This is a genomic window from Inquilinus limosus DSM 16000 (assembly GCF_000423185.1).
GTDB lineage: Bacteria > Pseudomonadota > Alphaproteobacteria > DSM-16000 > Inquilinaceae > Inquilinus > Inquilinus limosus.
Map to the genome: position 1 here is coordinate 22,770 of NZ_AUHM01000044.1, position 14,731 is coordinate 37,500.

13 protein-coding genes are annotated in these 14,731 nt (G+C 70.5%); all 13 read left to right on the plus strand.

What is annotated here, in order from left to right:
* The first annotated feature begins 28 nt into the window (after positions 1-28).
* The 13 genes from G537_RS40290 (at position 29) to G537_RS0127890 (ending at position 14,498) form a co-directional block, all read left to right on the plus strand.
* The gene (locus G537_RS40290) at positions 29-1,678 is read left to right on the plus strand and encodes a ShlB/FhaC/HecB family hemolysin secretion/activation protein (protein ID WP_162146157.1); all 1,650 of its coding nucleotides are present in this window, start codon (positions 29-31) and stop codon (positions 1,676-1,678) included.
* A gap of 19 nt (positions 1,679-1,697) precedes the next feature.
* A complete protein-coding gene (locus G537_RS0127835; protein WP_026872883.1) occupies positions 1,698-3,665 on the plus strand; it encodes a DUF2341 domain-containing protein in 1,968 nt (655 codons plus the stop codon).
* Between the two features lie 7 nt (positions 3,666-3,672).
* Positions 3,673-4,080: an ExbD/TolR family protein gene (locus G537_RS0127840; protein ID WP_026872884.1), complete on the plus strand. Its 408-nt coding sequence runs from the start codon at positions 3,673-3,675 to the stop codon at positions 4,078-4,080.
* 9 nt (positions 4,081-4,089) lie between these two features.
* Positions 4,090-4,824, plus strand: coding sequence for an energy transducer TonB family protein (locus G537_RS42455; RefSeq protein ID WP_051249224.1), 735 nt, complete (start codon positions 4,090-4,092; stop codon positions 4,822-4,824).
* An 8-nt stretch (positions 4,825-4,832) separates the two neighbouring features.
* Entirely contained in the window at positions 4,833-6,443 is a 1,611-nt protein-coding gene (locus G537_RS0127850; protein ID WP_051249225.1) for a putative porin, read from the plus strand.
* Between the two features lie 14 nt (positions 6,444-6,457).
* Complete coding sequence (locus G537_RS0127855; RefSeq protein WP_026872886.1) at positions 6,458-7,111, plus strand: hypothetical protein; 654 nt, start codon at positions 6,458-6,460, stop codon at positions 7,109-7,111.
* Complete coding sequence (locus G537_RS40300; protein WP_051249226.1) at positions 7,108-8,028, plus strand: peptidylprolyl isomerase; 921 nt, start codon at positions 7,108-7,110, stop codon at positions 8,026-8,028. Before G537_RS0127855 ends, G537_RS40300 begins: the two co-directional genes overlap by 4 nt.
* Positions 8,029-8,053: 25 nt before the next feature.
* Positions 8,054-8,383 (plus strand): hypothetical protein, encoded by a 330-nt coding sequence (locus G537_RS0127865; protein ID WP_155888813.1) that lies wholly within the window; start codon positions 8,054-8,056, stop codon positions 8,381-8,383.
* An 11-nt stretch (positions 8,384-8,394) separates the two neighbouring features.
* Complete coding sequence (locus G537_RS40305) at positions 8,395-9,135, plus strand: ABC transporter ATP-binding protein (RefSeq protein WP_034853269.1); 741 nt, start codon at positions 8,395-8,397, stop codon at positions 9,133-9,135.
* A gap of 1 nt (position 9,136) precedes the next feature.
* Positions 9,137-9,871, plus strand: coding sequence for an ABC transporter permease subunit (locus tag G537_RS0127875; protein ID WP_026872888.1), 735 nt, complete (start codon positions 9,137-9,139; stop codon positions 9,869-9,871).
* A gap of 5 nt (positions 9,872-9,876) precedes the next feature.
* Complete coding sequence (locus G537_RS0127880; protein WP_026872889.1) at positions 9,877-11,745, plus strand: GldG family protein; 1,869 nt, start codon at positions 9,877-9,879, stop codon at positions 11,743-11,745.
* Between the two features lie 255 nt (positions 11,746-12,000).
* The gene (locus tag G537_RS40310; RefSeq protein ID WP_051249227.1) at positions 12,001-12,801 is read left to right on the plus strand and encodes a calcium-binding protein; all 801 of its coding nucleotides are present in this window, start codon (positions 12,001-12,003) and stop codon (positions 12,799-12,801) included.
* A gap of 332 nt (positions 12,802-13,133) precedes the next feature.
* Entirely contained in the window at positions 13,134-14,498 is a 1,365-nt protein-coding gene (locus tag G537_RS0127890) for a substrate-binding domain-containing protein (protein WP_026872890.1), read from the plus strand.
* The last annotated feature ends 233 nt before the right edge of the window (positions 14,499-14,731 follow it).

The window sequence follows — 14,731 nt, forward strand, 5'->3', positions numbered from 1 at the left end:
CGGGCCCGGGCCGGCGAAGGGGGAATCCATGTGGCCGAGGTGGGGGTCTAGGCTGGCCGTGGCCGGCTGGGCGGCGTGTGCGTCGCTGCCGGCGGCCGCCGCCCAGGCGGCGGTGCCGGAGGCGCCGGCCGCGGCCCAGGCGCCGGCAGGCGAGCCGGCATCGGCGCCGGCCGCGCCCGCCCCTGACGCCGGCCGCTTCGACATCATGGAGTATCAGGTCCAGGGCAACACCGTGCTGCCGGTGGTCGACATCGAAGAGGCGGTCTATCCCTTCCTCGGCCCCGGCAAGACGATCGAGGACGTCGAGGGCGCCCGCGCCGCGCTGGAGAAGCGCTACGCCGATGCCGGCTACATCACCGTCGCCGTCAACATCCCGGAGCAGACGGTGCGCGAGGGCGTGGTCCGGCTCGAGGTGGCGGAGGCCCGGATCGGCCGGCTCAGGGTGCGCAACTCTCGGTACTACTCGCTCGGCCGGATCAAGGGCGCGGCGCCGTCCCTCGCCGAGGGCAAGGTGCCGCAGCTGGCCGAGATCCAGCGCGATTCGGAGGTGCTGAACCGGCTGCCGGGCCGCACCGTGACGCCGCAGCTGAAGGCGGGGGCGGAGCCGGGGACGGTCGACGCCGACCTCAATGTCGAGGACGAATCGCCATTCCAGGCCTCGGTCGAGCTGAACAACCAGTACAGCGCCAACACCAAGCCGCTGCGCCTGTCCGGCTCGGTCGGCTACGACAACCTCTGGCAGCTCGGCCATTCCATATCGCTGCAATACACCACCGCGCCGGAGGACCCGGACCAGACCTCGGCGGTGGCCGCCACCTACACCTTCCGCGTGCCGGAGTGGAAGCAGAGCCTGGTGCTGTACGGCATCACCTCCTCCTCCGACGTCGCGACGCTGGGCGGGGTGAACGTGATCGGCGACGGCACCGTGATCGGCGGCCGCGCCGTGCTGCCGCTGCCGGGGCTCCCGGACTACTACCACACGCTGATGCTGGGCCTGGACTGGAAGGATTTCGGCGAGCGCCAGGTGTTCGGCGGGGATCAGTCGGAGACGCCGATCACCTACACCACCGCGACGGTCGAGTACAACGCCACCCGGCCGGACACCCAAGGGCTGACCTCGGCCAGCCTCTCCGCCACCTTCGGGCTGCGCGGCCTCGGCGACCCGGACGACAAGTTCGAACAGAAGCGCGCCGGCGCCGCCGCCGACTTCGCCTATTTCCGCGCCGGGCTGGAGCGGCAGCAGATCCTGCCGGCGGATTTCGAGCTGACGGCGCGGCTCGACGGCCAGCTCGCCAGCCAGCCGCTGATCAGCAACGAGCAGTTCAGCGCCGGCGGCGTCTCCACCGTGCCCGGCTATGTTGAATCCGAGGAGCTCGGCGACAACGGCTGGATCGCCGCGCTGCGGGTGACGACGCCCAATCTCGGCGAGCTGATCGACCCCGCGGTGGTCGAGGACTGGCGGATCTACGCCTATGGCGACTATGCCGAGCTGTGGCTGCAGGACGCCAATCCCGAGCAGGACGACGAATTCCAGCTCGCCAGCCTCGGCTTCGGCACGCGGGTCAAGCTGCTGAACCACCTCACCGGCTCGGTCGACCTGGCGGTGCCGCTGATCGACGCCAGCACCACCAAGACCGACGACATCCGCATCCTGTTCACCCTCGGCGCCAGCCTCTGACCCCGGATCGACCCCGAGCATGAGACCCCTCCGCCCCACCCGAACGCTGCCGGCCGTCCGGCTGCTGCTCTGCGCCCTGCTGGCCCTCCTCCTGACGCCCCAGGCGGCCTCGGCCTGGTGGAACAGCGAATGGCCGCTGCGCAAGCCGATCACCGTCGATCTCGGGCCGAATGCCGGCGCCGTCCCCGGCATGGCCGGGCGGGCGCAGGTGCTGATCCGGCTGTCCGCCGCCAACTTCAACTTCCTCGCCGCGAAGGAAGACGGCTCCGACCTCCGCATCATCGCCGAGGACGACAAGACGCCGCTGAATTTCCACGTCGAGAAGTTCGACAACCTGTTCGAGATGGGCCTGATCTGGGTCGATCTGCCGAATGCGGCCGCGGACAAGCCGCAGACCATCTGGCTGTACTGGGGCAACAAGGAGGCGGCGGCGACCGGCAACGCCCGCGCCGGCTACGACGCCGCCCAGGCCCTGGTCTGGCATTTCAGCGAGCCCGGGGTCCTGCCGCTCGACGCCACCGGCTACGCCAACAACGCGGCGCAGTCGACGGCGGCGAAGGTCGACGCCTCCTTCATCGGCGGCGGCATCGGCTTCGACGGCAACGGCACGGTGATGCTGCCGGCCACGCCCAGCCTGGCCGTGCCGCAGGGCGGCGCCTTCACCTGGTCGGCCTGGATCAAGCCGGGCGCGCCGCAGCCCAACGCCATGATCTACGAGAAGGAGGCGGTGGCGGGCGCGATCCAGTCCGGCGGCCTCGCCATCGGCCTCGACCAGGCGGTGCCCTTCGTCAGCGTCGACGCCGGGACCGGACCGCAGCGTATCGCCGCCACCGCGCCGGTGACCGCCGGCACCTGGACCCATCTCGCCGTCACTGTCGCCGCCGGGCAGGTGACGCTGTATGTCGACGGCCGTCCGGCCGGAACCGGCGCCGTCCCCGTGCCGGCGCTCTCCGGCGCCGCGATGCTGGGCAGCTTCTTCCCCCGTCCCGCGCCCGAGCCGGTCGCACCTGCGCCATCGCCGGCGGAACCCGCGCCCGGCACGCCGCCGGCCGATGCCGCTGCCCCGGTAGCCGAGCCGGCAGCGCCCGCGGCCCCGCCGGCCCCCGTCTTCGCCCGCTATGTCGGCGAGCTCGACGAGCTGGAGATCGCGACTGTGGCGCGGCCAGCGCCGGCGATCCTGCTGGCCGCCCGCAGCGCCGCGGCCGACAGCCGGCTGCTGGTCTTCGGCGTCGACGAGGAAGGATCGGGCTTCGACCTCGGCCATTTCAACGCGATCCTCGCCTCGGTCACGCTCGACGGCTGGGTGGTGATCGGGCTGCTCGGCCTGATGCTGGTGCTGAGCTGGATCGTGATGCTGTCGAAGGTCGGCTACGTCAACCGGGTCGACCGCGCCAACAAGCGCTTCCTGGTGCCGTTCCGCCGGCTGGTGGCCGACCTCGCCGCCCTCGACCAGGGCGATCCGGACGACGCGACCGCGCCGGCCCGGCTGGCGGCCGACGGCGAGGCGAAGTCGTACCGCCACGCCTCGCTGTACCGGCTCTACCATGTCGGCGCCGAGGAGATCACCCACCGCGCCAAGGCGGCGCGCGGCCGGTCGGGCGGACGGCTGGTGCTGTCGCCAGAATCGATCGCGGCGATCCGCGCCACGCTCGACGCCACGCTGACGCGCGAGATCCAGCGCGCCAACCGGCTGATGGTGGTGCTGACCATCGCCATCTCCGGCGGGCCGTTCCTCGGCCTGCTCGGCACCGTGGTCGGCGTGATGATCACCTTCGCCGCGATCGCCGAATCCGGCCAGGTCAACATCAACTCGATCGCCCCCGGCATCGCCGGCGCGCTGGTCGCGACCGTCGCCGGCCTCGCCGTCGCGATCCCGGCCCTGTTCGGCTACAACTACCTAGCCAGCCGGATCCGCGACATCACCGCCGACATGCAGGTCTTCGTCGACGAATTCACGACGAAGATGGCCGAATTCTACGCCCGGTGAGGTCGTCATGCAGATTCAGCAAGAGAACAAGCCGTATGACGACATCAACGTCACGCCGATGCTCGACCTCGCCTATGTGCTGCTGCTGATCTTCATCATCATGACCACGGCGGCGGTGCAGGGGATCGAGGTGAACCTGCCGAAGGCGAGCGCCGCGGCGAGCATGTCGCAGCCGCAGATGCGGGCCATCTCGATCGACAATCAGGGGCAGGTCTATCTCGACACCATCCCGGTATCGATGGCGGAGCTGGAGAGCCGCATCGCCCAGATCAAGGCGACCGTCCCGGACTTCCCGGTGGTGATCAAGGCCGACCAGGCGGTGCAATACGCCCGGGTGATGGATGTGCTGGACCTGCTGCGCCGCGTCGGCGTGCAGCAGGTCGGCCTCGTCTCGCAGCGTCCGGCGACGAGCTGAGCGCGGGCCATGGCCGACCGCACCACCTGGATCCGGCGGATCGCGTGGACCGGCATGGGCCTGGCCCTGGTCGCGGCCGTGGTCGTGCTCGGCGCGGCCGTGCTGCGCGGCAAGCCGGTGCAGCAGCCGCGCCAGCCGCCGCCGATCCAGATGGTCGAGCTGCCGCCGCCTCCGCCGCCCCCTCCCCCGCCGCCGGAGCCCGAGATCAAGCCGCCGGAGCCGGTCGAGACCCCCGAGATCAAGGAGCCCGAGCCGGTGCAGGAGGAGCCCAAGCCGGAGCCGCCGCAGGAGGAAGCCAAGCCGGAGCCGCCGGGGCCGGACAAGGCGCCGGGCGACGACGCGCTCGACGCCGAGGGCGAGGCCTGCGCCGGCGCGGCCTGTCTCACCGCGCGCAAGGGCGGCACCGGGCTCGGCACCGGCGGGGGCGGCGGCGGGGGCGGCGGCTACGGCCAGTACGCCCTGGTCGAATCGCAGCGCGCGGCGCAGCGCGACATGGCCTTGCGCCGGGCCGTCGACGGCAGCGAGACGGTGCGCGGCCGCCGCGCCTCCGTCGTGCTGACGGTCTCGGTCGCGCCGGACGGCCGGATCGGCCAGGTCCGGCTGGCGCAGTCCTGCGGCGACCCGTCGGTCGACAGCGCGGTGGTGGAGGCGGTGCGCAAGCTCGGCGCCTTCCGCCAGGGGCCGCCCAGCGGCACGCCCGTGACCCTTCGCATCCAGCTCAACATCCAGCAGACCAGGGCATGAGGGATCTGATGTTCAAGCGAACTGGCCTCGCCGCCGCGATCAGCGTTCTCGCCGTCGGCGCGGCCTATGGCCAGACCCCGCCGACCGAGCAGTCGACGACGCTGGCCCTGATCCGTCTGCTGGTCCAGGAGGGCATCCTGTCGCGCGACAAGGCGCAGGCGCTGCTGACCCAGGCCGAGCAGGAGGCGCGGGCGGCGGAGGCGAGCCGGGCGGCCAGCGGCCAGGCGGTTTCGCCCGGTACCCCGCCGGGTACCGTGCGCGTGCCCTATGTGCCCGAGGTGGTGCGCAACCAGATCCGCGACGAGGTCAAGCAGGAGGTGCTGGCCCAGGCCAAGACCGAGCGCTGGGGCGACCCCGGCACGCTGCCGGCATGGCTCGACAAGGTGAAGCTGTACGGCGACGTCCGGGTGCGCGGCCGGGCCGACTACTACGACCCGAACAATGCCGAGTTCCTCGATTTCCAGGAGCTCAACAACGACGGGTACGGGACCCCTCTGGACGATGCCGTCGCCTTTCCGCCGCTGCTGGACACCCGCGATGATCGCTATCGCGGCCAGGTCCGTGCCCGCCTCGGGGTCGAGGCCGATCTCGGCGCCGGCTTCTCCACCGACATCCGTCTCGCCGCGGGCAACGACCTCGACCCGGTCTCGACCAATGCCGACATGGCCACGGCGCTCGGCAACAAGAACTTCAACCTCGACCGCGCCTATATTCGCTACGAGGGCGATCCGCTGGGCACGGGCGGAAGGCTGAAGGTCGACGCCGGGCGTTTCGGCAACCCGTTCTATTCGACCGACCTGGTATGGGACGAGGACGTCAATTTCGACGGCTTCGCCCTCGGCTACCGCCAGCCGGTGCTGGACCAGCTCGACGCCTGGGCCGCGGTCGGGCTGTTCCCGCTGCAGGAATTCGCCTTCTCTTCGCGCGACCAAGTGCTCTATGGCGGCCAGATCGGCGTCGATTGGCGGCCGGACGAGGACACGGCGGTCAAGCTCGGCGTCGCCTATTACGACTTCAACAACATGCTCGGCGACCCGCGGGCGATCGACGAAGACGATCACCGCCGCAACCTGTCGGTGCCGGCCTTCATGCAGAAGGGAAACAGCCTGTGGGACGTGGGCGACAAGGGCAATCCCGCCGTCGATAGCGACGACCTCGTCGCCTTCGGCCTGGCCTCGAAGTTCCAGGAGCTCAACGTCACCGCCTCGCTCGACCTCTCGGTCTTCGATCCGATCCACATCGTGCTGACCGGCGACCTGGTCGCCAATCTCGGCTACGACAAGAAGGCGGTTACGGCCCGCGTCGGCGAGGAGGGCCGCAAGAGCGGCAATATGGCCTATCTGGCCCGCGTCCTGGTCGGCCATCCCGAGATCCGGCACGGCAACGACTGGAACGCCAGCTTCACCTACAAGTATCTGGAGTCGGATTCGGTGGTCGACGCCTTCACCGACAGCGACTTCCACAACGGCGGCACCAACGCCAAGGGTTTCATCCTGGCCGGCAATTACGGCGTCGCCGACGACGTCTGGCTCGGGCTGCGCTGGCTCAGCAGCGACGCCATCAGCGGTCCGAAATTCTCGGTCGACACGCTGATGCTCGACATCAACGCCCGCTTCTGAGGGAGGGGCACGACATGACGCATGCGACCCACCGCCGGACGACACCGGCCCTCTGCCTCGCTGTGCTGCTCGGGCTCGCGGCCCCGGCCGCGGCGCAGGAGGAGAACGACGTCAACCGGCTGCGCGAAGCGCTGCGCCGGGCCACCGTCGACCTGCGCACCGCCCAGAACCAGGCGACGTCGCTGCAGTCTCAGCTCAGCCAGGCGCAGCAGACCATCGCCACCCGCGACGCCGAAGCCAAGCAGCTGCGCGCCCAGATCACCCAGCTGCAGGGGCGGCTCGAAGCCGCGACCGAGAAGGCGGACGGGCTCGCGACGGAGCTCGACACCACCAAGACGACCCTGGAGGCGACGCGCGGCGAGCTCGACCAGACCCGGCGCAGCCTCGGCCGCACCCAGGCGCAGCTGCATGACACCGAGGGGCGGCGGGCCACGGCGCAGGCCAGATTCGACGAGACCTCCGGCCTGCTCCAGGCCTGCCAGGCCAGCAACGACCAGCTCTACAAGCTCGGCCGCGAGGTGCTGGCCGCCTATGACGGCAAGGACCTCGGCGACGTGCTGGCGCAGAACGAACCGTTCACCCAGCTCAAGAGCGTCGAGATGGAGAACCTGATCCAGGACTTTCAGGACAAGCTCGCCGACGCCCGCTACCGGAAGCCCGTGAAATGAGGCGCGCGCCGGTCCTCCTCGCGCTGCTCGCGCTCGGCGCCGCGCCGGCCGCGGCGCAGCAGCCGCCGGCCGAGGCCGTCGCCCGGATGGGCGCGATCGGCCTGTCGCCGGCCGAGGTCGAGGCGTTCCTGCGGGGGCTCGACCCCGAGATCCTGGCCCAGGCCGCGGCCAGCCGCGAGGCGCTGGACGGGCTGATCCGGGCCGAGCTGACGCGCCGGGCGGTGGCCGCCGAGGCGGCGAAAGCCAACTGGGCCGGGCGGCCGGAGGTGGCGGCCCGGATCGACCAGGCGCGGCAGCAGGTGATCGTCGACACTTGGCTCGCCGCCAGATCCGAGCCGCCGGCGGGCGACCCGCCCGAGGCCGATCTGCGCCAGATCTACGACGACAACACCGCCCGCTTCGTCGCCCCGGCGCAATATCACCTGGCGCAGATCTTCCTGCCGGTGGCGCCGGGCGCGTCGGCGGCCCAGGCCCAGGCGGTGGAGGACCGGATCGACGAGCTGCGCCGGCGCGCCCGGGCCCGCGGCGCCGACTTCGCCGCGCTGGCGCGCCAGGCCTCGCAGCACAAGGACAGCGCCGACAAGGGCGGCGACATGGGCTGGCTGGCGGAAGACGCGCTGATCCCCGAGATCCGCGAGGCCGTCGCCGGGCTGGAGAAAGGCGCGCTGAGCACGCCGATCCGCAGCCAGGCGGGCTGGCATCTGATCCGCCTGATCGACCGCAAGGAGTCGCAGGTGCGCAGCTTCGAGGAGGTCCGGCCGCTGCTGGTCGAGGCGCTGCGCCGGCAGCAGGCGGCGGAGCTGCGGCGCCGTTATGTCGAAGGCCTCGTCGGCGCCGCCCCGCCGGCGATCAACGAGATTGCGGTGACGGAGATCCTGGCCCGGCTGTTGCCGGCGGCCGCCGCCCCGTCCCAGTGACACGTCAGGAGCGATGGAGACGATGATGACGACGCGCGATACCCAGCCCGCCCCGGGAACCGCCAACGGCGCGGCCGAGCGCTTCTCCCCCGACACCCGCTACTTCTCGCTGTTCCACCTCACCGCCAATGCCGCCGAGGCGCAGCTGCTGGTCGGCCGAGCCCGCATCGTGGTCGGGGGCGCGACTCCCGCCGCCGAGCCGATGGCGACGGAATGGCTGGTCAGCCTGGCGATGAGCCCGGTGACGATGAAGGACCTGGCGCGCAAGTTGGCGGAGACTGTGGCGTCCTACGAGAAGACCTTCGGCCCGATCGCCGATATCCCCGGCGGGACCGCCGCCCCGGCCGCCGTCTAAGGGATCCTCGCATGATCCGCGCCGACCGCCTGCATCGCCGCTTCGGGCCCGTGATCGCCGTGGCCGACGTCTCGCTTGCGGTCGGCCGCGGCGAGGTGGTCGGCCTGCTGGGCCCGAACGGCGCCGGTAAGTCGACGCTGCTGCGGATGCTGGCCGGGTTCCTCGAGCCGGATGGCGGCACCGCCTCCCTCGCCGGGATCGACGTTCTGCGGCGGCCGATCGCGGCGCGGCGGCGGCTCGGCTACCTGCCGGAGGGCGCGCCGCTCTACCCCGAGATGACGCCGGCCGGCCTGCTCGGCTTCGTTGCCGGAATGCACGGGCTGGTCGGCCGGGCCCGGCGCGCGGCGGTGGCGGCGGCGGCCGAGCGGGTCGAGCTCGGCCCGATGCTGCGCCGGCCGATCGAGACGCTGTCGAAGGGCTACCGCCGGCGCACCGCCCTGGCCGCGGCGCTGCTGCCGGACCCGCCGATCCTCATCCTGGACGAGCCGACCGACGGGCTCGATCCCAACCAGAAGCAGCAGATGCACGACACCATCCGCGAGATGGGGCGCGACAAGGCGATCCTGGTCTCGACCCATGTGCTGGAGGAGGTCGAGGCGATGTGCAGCCGCGCGGTGATCATGGCCGCCGGGCGGATCCGCGCCGACGACACCCCGGCGGCCCTGGCCGCACGGTCGCCGGACGGCCGGCTGGCCGGGCTGTTCCGGGCGTTGACCCTGCCGGGGGCGCCGCGTCCGGCGGAGGCGGCCTGAGATGCGCGCCGGCCTCGCCCTGTTCCGGCGCGAGCTGGCGGGCTATTTCGCCACGCCGATCGCCGCCGTCTTCGTCATCGTCTTCCTGGTCCTGGCCGGAGCGCTGCCGATCTATGCCGGCGACTTCTTCGGCCGCGGCGAGGCCGATCTGGAGCCGTTCTTCGCCTTCCTGCCCTGGCTCTACCTGCTGCTGGCCCCCGCCATCGCCATGCGGCTGTGGGCGGAGGAGGCGCGCACCGGCACGGTCGAGCTGCTGTTCACCCTGCCGATCGGCCCCGGCGCCGCGGTCCTGGCCAAGTTCCTGGCCGGCTGGGCGGTGATGGCGCTGGCGCTGGCCCTGACCTGCCCGATGTGGCTGACCGTCGCCTGGCTGGGCGAGCCCGACCACCGGGTGATCGCCGCCGGCTATGCCGGCAGCCTGCTGGTCGCCGGCCTCTATCTCGCCGTCGCCTCCGCCGCCAGTGCCGTGACCCGCAACCAGGTCGTCGCCTTCATCCTCGGCGTCGCCCTCTGCCTCCTCGTCACCATTCCCGGCGCGCCGGCGCTGGCCGGGCTGTTCGGCGAGCAGCTGCCGGCCGGCCTCACCGATGCCGTCGCGGTGTTCGGTGTCCTGCCGCATTTCCGGCCGATGGCGCGCGGCGTGCTCGACCTGCGCGATCTCCTCTTCTTCACCACCGTCACCGCCTTCTTCCTGTTCGCGGCGTCGGTGGCGCTCGGCTTGCGGCGGGCGGGGTGACGGCGATGCGGCTCCCGCTCCGACACCGCCTGACCGGTCTCGCCGCCCTGGCCCTGGCGCTGGCGGCGACTGTGGGCGTCAATCTCTGGGCCGACGGCGCCCTGCGCGGCTACCGGCTCGACCTCAGCGAGGACCGCCGCCACGCCCTCGATGCCGCCACCCAGGCGGTGCTGTCGGGGCTGCGCCAACCGGTCACGTTGCGCCTCGTCGTCTCCGACCGGCTCGCCGCCGCCTCCCCTGCCCTCGCCGGCTATGCCCGCCGCGTCGAGGCCCGGCTCGAGGACTATGCCGCCGCCGCGGGCGATCGGCTGGTCCTGCACCGCGAGACGCCGGAGCCGTTCAGCGACGCCGAGGACCGCGCCGTGGCGGACGGGCTGCTCGGCCTGCCGCTGAGCCGCGGCGGCGACCCGGTCTATTTCGGCGTGGTCGGCAGCAGCGCCGGCGACCGGGTCGCGATCCCCTTCCTGCGGCCAGAGGAGGAGCCGACGCTCGACCTGCAGCTGACCCGCATGATCGCGCGGCTGGCCTCGCCCGACCGGCGGCAGGTCGCGGTGGTCAGCACACTGCCGCTGGGCGGGGCGCTGGCCTTCGGCGGCCGGGTGCTGTCGGCCTTCACCGCCTATCGCGACATGCAGAAGGACTTCGACGTCAGGCCGGTCGCGATCAACGACCTCGCGGCCAAGGGATCCCAGGCGCTCGACCCCGCCGTGATCGACGTGCTGCTGCTGGTGCATCCGCGCGACCTGCCGCCGACCGCGCAATATGCGATCGACCAGTTCCTGATGGCCGGGGGCCGCGCCCTGGTGCTGGTCGACCCGCTGTCCGAGGCGGCGGCGGAGCGGCTGCCGGAGCAGGCGGCCCGCGGCGCCTCCTTCTCCGCCCTCGGCCTGTTCGGGACCAGCTGGGGCGTGGCGCTCGACATCGGCCGGGTCGCCGGCGACCGCAACCTAGCCTCCAGCATCACCGTGCGGCGCGACGACGGCCGGCCGCTGAAGCTGCAGCATCTGGTCTGGCTGACGCTGGGCGAGCAGAACCGGGACGCGTCCGACCCCGCCTTCGCCGGGCTCGGCCCGATCACGCTCGGCACCGCCGGCATCCTGCGGCCGCTGATGGACGCGACCACCAGCTTCACCCCGCTCCTCTTCACCACCGACCAGGGCAGCCCTGTCGAGGTCGACGAGATCGTGCCGCGCCCCGACCCGCAGACGCTGTGGAACGACCATCCGGCGGGCCGGGAGAGGCTGGTGCTGGCGGCGCGGCTGCGCGGCCACGCCCGCAGCGCCTTCGCCGACCAGCTTCCCGACGGCATCCCGGCCGACGCCGCGGCGGCGCGCAAGCGCGAGACCGATGCGCTCGACCTGGCGGTGATCGCCGACACCGACATCCTGGACGACCGGTTCTGGGTCGCCCGCGGCCAGCCCGGCCAGCCGGCCCGGGCCTTCGCCGCCAATGGCGACGTCCTGCTGGCGCTGCTGGAGGATCTGTCCGGGGCGCAGGACCTCTCGGCCTTGCGCAACCGTTCCGCCGGTGGCCGGCCCTTCACCCGGATCGCGGAGATCGGCCGCGCCGCCGCGGCGCGGCTGCAGGACAGCGAGAGCGCCTTGACCGACCGGCTGGCCCAGTTCCAGCGCGACATGGCGGCGGCCCAGGACGCCGAAGGCGGCGCCGGCCCCTCGCACGACGCGATCGAGGCGCTGCGCGCCAAGGTGGTCGACACCCGGCGGGAGCTGCGCGAGGTGCGGCGCGCCTTGCGCGAGGATGTGGAAACAATCGAGCGACGTCTGATCTGGCTAAATCTCGCCGCCGTACCGATGCTTATTGCGATAGTGACGATATCGGCTGTTCTGTTTCGTCGATTCCGAATATCTACTTAGTATAGTTGTTATTATTTTATATAAATGAAGAATCGATATCATGTGAGAATCAAGTTTACTAAAAATGAGCAGAAAATTATTTGATTCATTCATTCTCGAGTCTCACCACTGAAACAGAATCACCATAGGATCATAGTGACGGTCCGGCGAGATCTTGAAGATCCGATGCCTGAGTTGGCACCCTTTCTGGTGCCGGGTCGTACGGGTCGCTCTCGGGCAACAACATGATTGAAGACCGACAATCGGGGGAGAATCATGAGTGTGATCTACGGAACCGACGGTGACGACGTTCTCGCGGGCACCGCGAACAGCGACCAGATTTTCGGCCAGGCGGGCAACGATCTGATCCAGGGCGGCGCGGGCAGCGACATCGTCGACGGCGCCGACGGCGATGACCTTCTCTACGGCAATGATGGAGATGATGTCCTGCTCGGCGGCGCCGGAGCCGATTTCCTCGACACCGGCAGCGGCACGAATTTTGCCGACGGTGGCGCCGGCGACGACAGCATCGGCGGCGGCATCGGCAGCGATGTCCTGCTGGGCAGTGACGGTGATGATGGCCTGTATGGCAACAGCGGCGACGATATGCTGCTTGGTGGAAGTGGCGTCGACACCGTGTACGGCGATGATGGCAATGATGTGCTGTTCGGTGGTGCCGACGGCGATGTCATCGACGGCGGCGCCGGCGATGACGTCATCACCGGCGGCGCCGGCCTGGACCAGATCAGCGGCGGCCTCGGCAGCGACGTGTTTGCCTATTGCAGCGTCTCGCAGAGCGCGGCGGGCTCGGCCGACTTCATTCAGGATTTCTCGACCGCCGATCACGACATCATCGACTTGTCGGCGATCGACGCCAGCAGCACCGCCCGGGGCAACCAAGCGTTCACCTTCATCGGCACCGCGGCCTTCTCGGGCGTGGCCGGCCAGCTGCACATCGAGCTGGTCGATGCGTCAACCGTGCTGGTCCAGGCCGATGTGAATGGCGACAAGGCGGCGGATCTCGAAATCGAGGTCCGCGGGGTCGGCTCCCTGGCCGCCACCGATTTCGTCCTCTGATCCTCTGAAGCCCAAGGCGAACTCGGAGACAAAGATACGGCATTCGTTATTTTTGTCTCCGTTATCGCTTTATTATATCCTATGGAGGAAATTTCTTAAATTTGCTGAGAATCCGTGTCACGAATTCTCAAAGATTCGATCACGGATTCATCAGCGAAGTTTGCAATACTGTGATCGGAGCGGTGCAGTTCTGATTCTTCTGGCCCACCGATCTTCCCGGAAGGGGGAAAAGGGAAGGTGGACCTTACAGGACGCGCACCTTCCCAGGACGGATGGCCGCAAGCCCGCGGCCATCGCTTCGCCTCATCGATACGTCAGGAAGGAGACGACACTTGTTCAAGCGTCTGAAATCCTGCAGCCTGCTCGCGCTTGCCGCGGGTGCTCTGCTGATCAATGCCGCCCCGGCTTCGGCCGAGGCCATCCGTGGCGCCGGCGCGACTCTGCCCTTCGGCCTGTATCGCGCTGCCAGCGGCACCAGCTCCTGGTTCGACACCTATGCCGGCGTGGCCTTCGCCAGCTGCAACCCGGCGAGCGCGAACTGCATCGCCTATGCCTCGCTGGGCAGCGGCGCGGGCCTGACTGCGTTCCTCGCCCAGCAGTCGCCGAACACGCAGCCGCCCACTCCCTATGAGAACTCCTTCATCGTCTACAACGAGGGCACGACCGGCTACGGCTCCGGCCCGGCGTTCTTCGACTTCGCGGCCAGCGACGCGGTTCTGACCTCCGCCCAGCTCACCACATACGCCAACAACGTCCAGCCGACCCGCGGCCCGGGGATCCAGATCCCGACCGTCGGCACCCCGGTGGCGATCGCGGTGAACACCACCGGCCTCAACATCAACCGCCCGATCCCGTCCGGCACGAAGCTCACGACCGGCGGGACCAGCGGCCTGTTCCTGTCGCGCCGGGCTTATTGCGGCATCTTCACCGGCCAGATCACCAACTGGAACCATCCGGTCCTGACCGCCGACAACAACGGCGTGCAGCTCCACGCCAACCTGCCGATCCGGGTCTATCGCCGCTCGGACTCGAGTGGCACGACCTTCCTGTTCTCGCGCCATCTCGCGACGGTCTGCAACGGCACGGCCGATCTCACCACCGGCCATCCCGCGGGTAACCTCGCCACCTGGAGCGGCGGCGTCGGTACCACCGTGACCTGGCCGGCGTCCTTCACCGCGGCCAACGGCAGCCAGGGCGTGGCGGCCGGTGTGGTCGCGAACCAGGGCGCTGTCGGGTATCTCAGCCCGGACTTCACCCAGCAGGCGACCGCGCCGGCGGTCAGCCCGGCGCCGGTCGCGGCCAATCTGCAGAACCAGGCCGACTACGCCAATGGCGGCGCCCCCTCGGGTGACACGCCGCGTCCGGCGGCGCCGACCTACACCCAGCAGGGTGTCGCCGCCTTCGCCCCGCCGGCGAGCAACACCCAGGCCGCCTGGGGCGCCGCGGCCGACACCGCTGCGATGCGCAACCCCACCGGTGCGTCGGCGTATCCGATCACCGGCTTCACGCTGCTCGACCTCTATGGCTGCTATGCCTCGGCCACCAAGGTCACCGCGCTGAAGAACTTCGTCGCGGCCTACACCGCGGGCGGCACTTACGACTCCCTGGCGCTGAACTCCGCCTTCGCGCCGCTGACCTCGACCGTCAAGAGTCGGGTCAATGCCTGGGTCAGCAGCGGAATCACGACCTGCTCCTGATGCTCTAGCCGGGTCGACGCGGATCCTTCCACGATCCGTGCGGTTTCCAGCGGGCCCGCCCCCCCTGTGACAGTGGGGCGGGCCTTTTCTCGAGTCCGACGCCGTATTCGCCCGCCTCGCCGACGGCCGGACCAATGCCCATCTTGGGAATATCGCGATCCGTGGTCGTCGGCCGACCCGCCGCTTGCGATAGTGGCCCGCACCGGAAGGGGGGCCCCTGGCTGGCCGCAGAC

Coding starts and splice junctions, on each gene's coding strand:
- G537_RS0127855 (WP_026872886.1), top strand. CDS start 6,458: ATGACGCATGCGACCCACCGCCGGACGACACCGGCCCTCTGCCTCGCT.
- G537_RS0127840 (WP_026872884.1), top strand. CDS start 3,673: ATGCAGATTCAGCAAGAGAACAAGCCGTATGACGACATCAACGTCACG.
- G537_RS0127835 (WP_026872883.1), top strand. CDS start 1,698: ATGAGACCCCTCCGCCCCACCCGAACGCTGCCGGCCGTCCGGCTGCTG.
- G537_RS40305 (WP_034853269.1), top strand. CDS start 8,395: ATGATCCGCGCCGACCGCCTGCATCGCCGCTTCGGGCCCGTGATCGCC.
- G537_RS0127865 (WP_155888813.1), top strand. CDS start 8,054: ATGACGACGCGCGATACCCAGCCCGCCCCGGGAACCGCCAACGGCGCG.
- G537_RS40300 (WP_051249226.1), top strand. CDS start 7,108: ATGAGGCGCGCGCCGGTCCTCCTCGCGCTGCTCGCGCTCGGCGCCGCG.
- G537_RS0127880 (WP_026872889.1), top strand. CDS start 9,877: ATGCGGCTCCCGCTCCGACACCGCCTGACCGGTCTCGCCGCCCTGGCC.
- G537_RS0127875 (WP_026872888.1), top strand. CDS start 9,137: ATGCGCGCCGGCCTCGCCCTGTTCCGGCGCGAGCTGGCGGGCTATTTC.
- G537_RS40290 (WP_162146157.1), top strand. CDS start 29: ATGTGGCCGAGGTGGGGGTCTAGGCTGGCCGTGGCCGGCTGGGCGGCG.
- G537_RS42455 (WP_051249224.1), top strand. CDS start 4,090: ATGGCCGACCGCACCACCTGGATCCGGCGGATCGCGTGGACCGGCATG.
- G537_RS0127850 (WP_051249225.1), top strand. CDS start 4,833: ATGTTCAAGCGAACTGGCCTCGCCGCCGCGATCAGCGTTCTCGCCGTC.
- G537_RS40310 (WP_051249227.1), top strand. CDS start 12,001: ATGAGTGTGATCTACGGAACCGACGGTGACGACGTTCTCGCGGGCACC.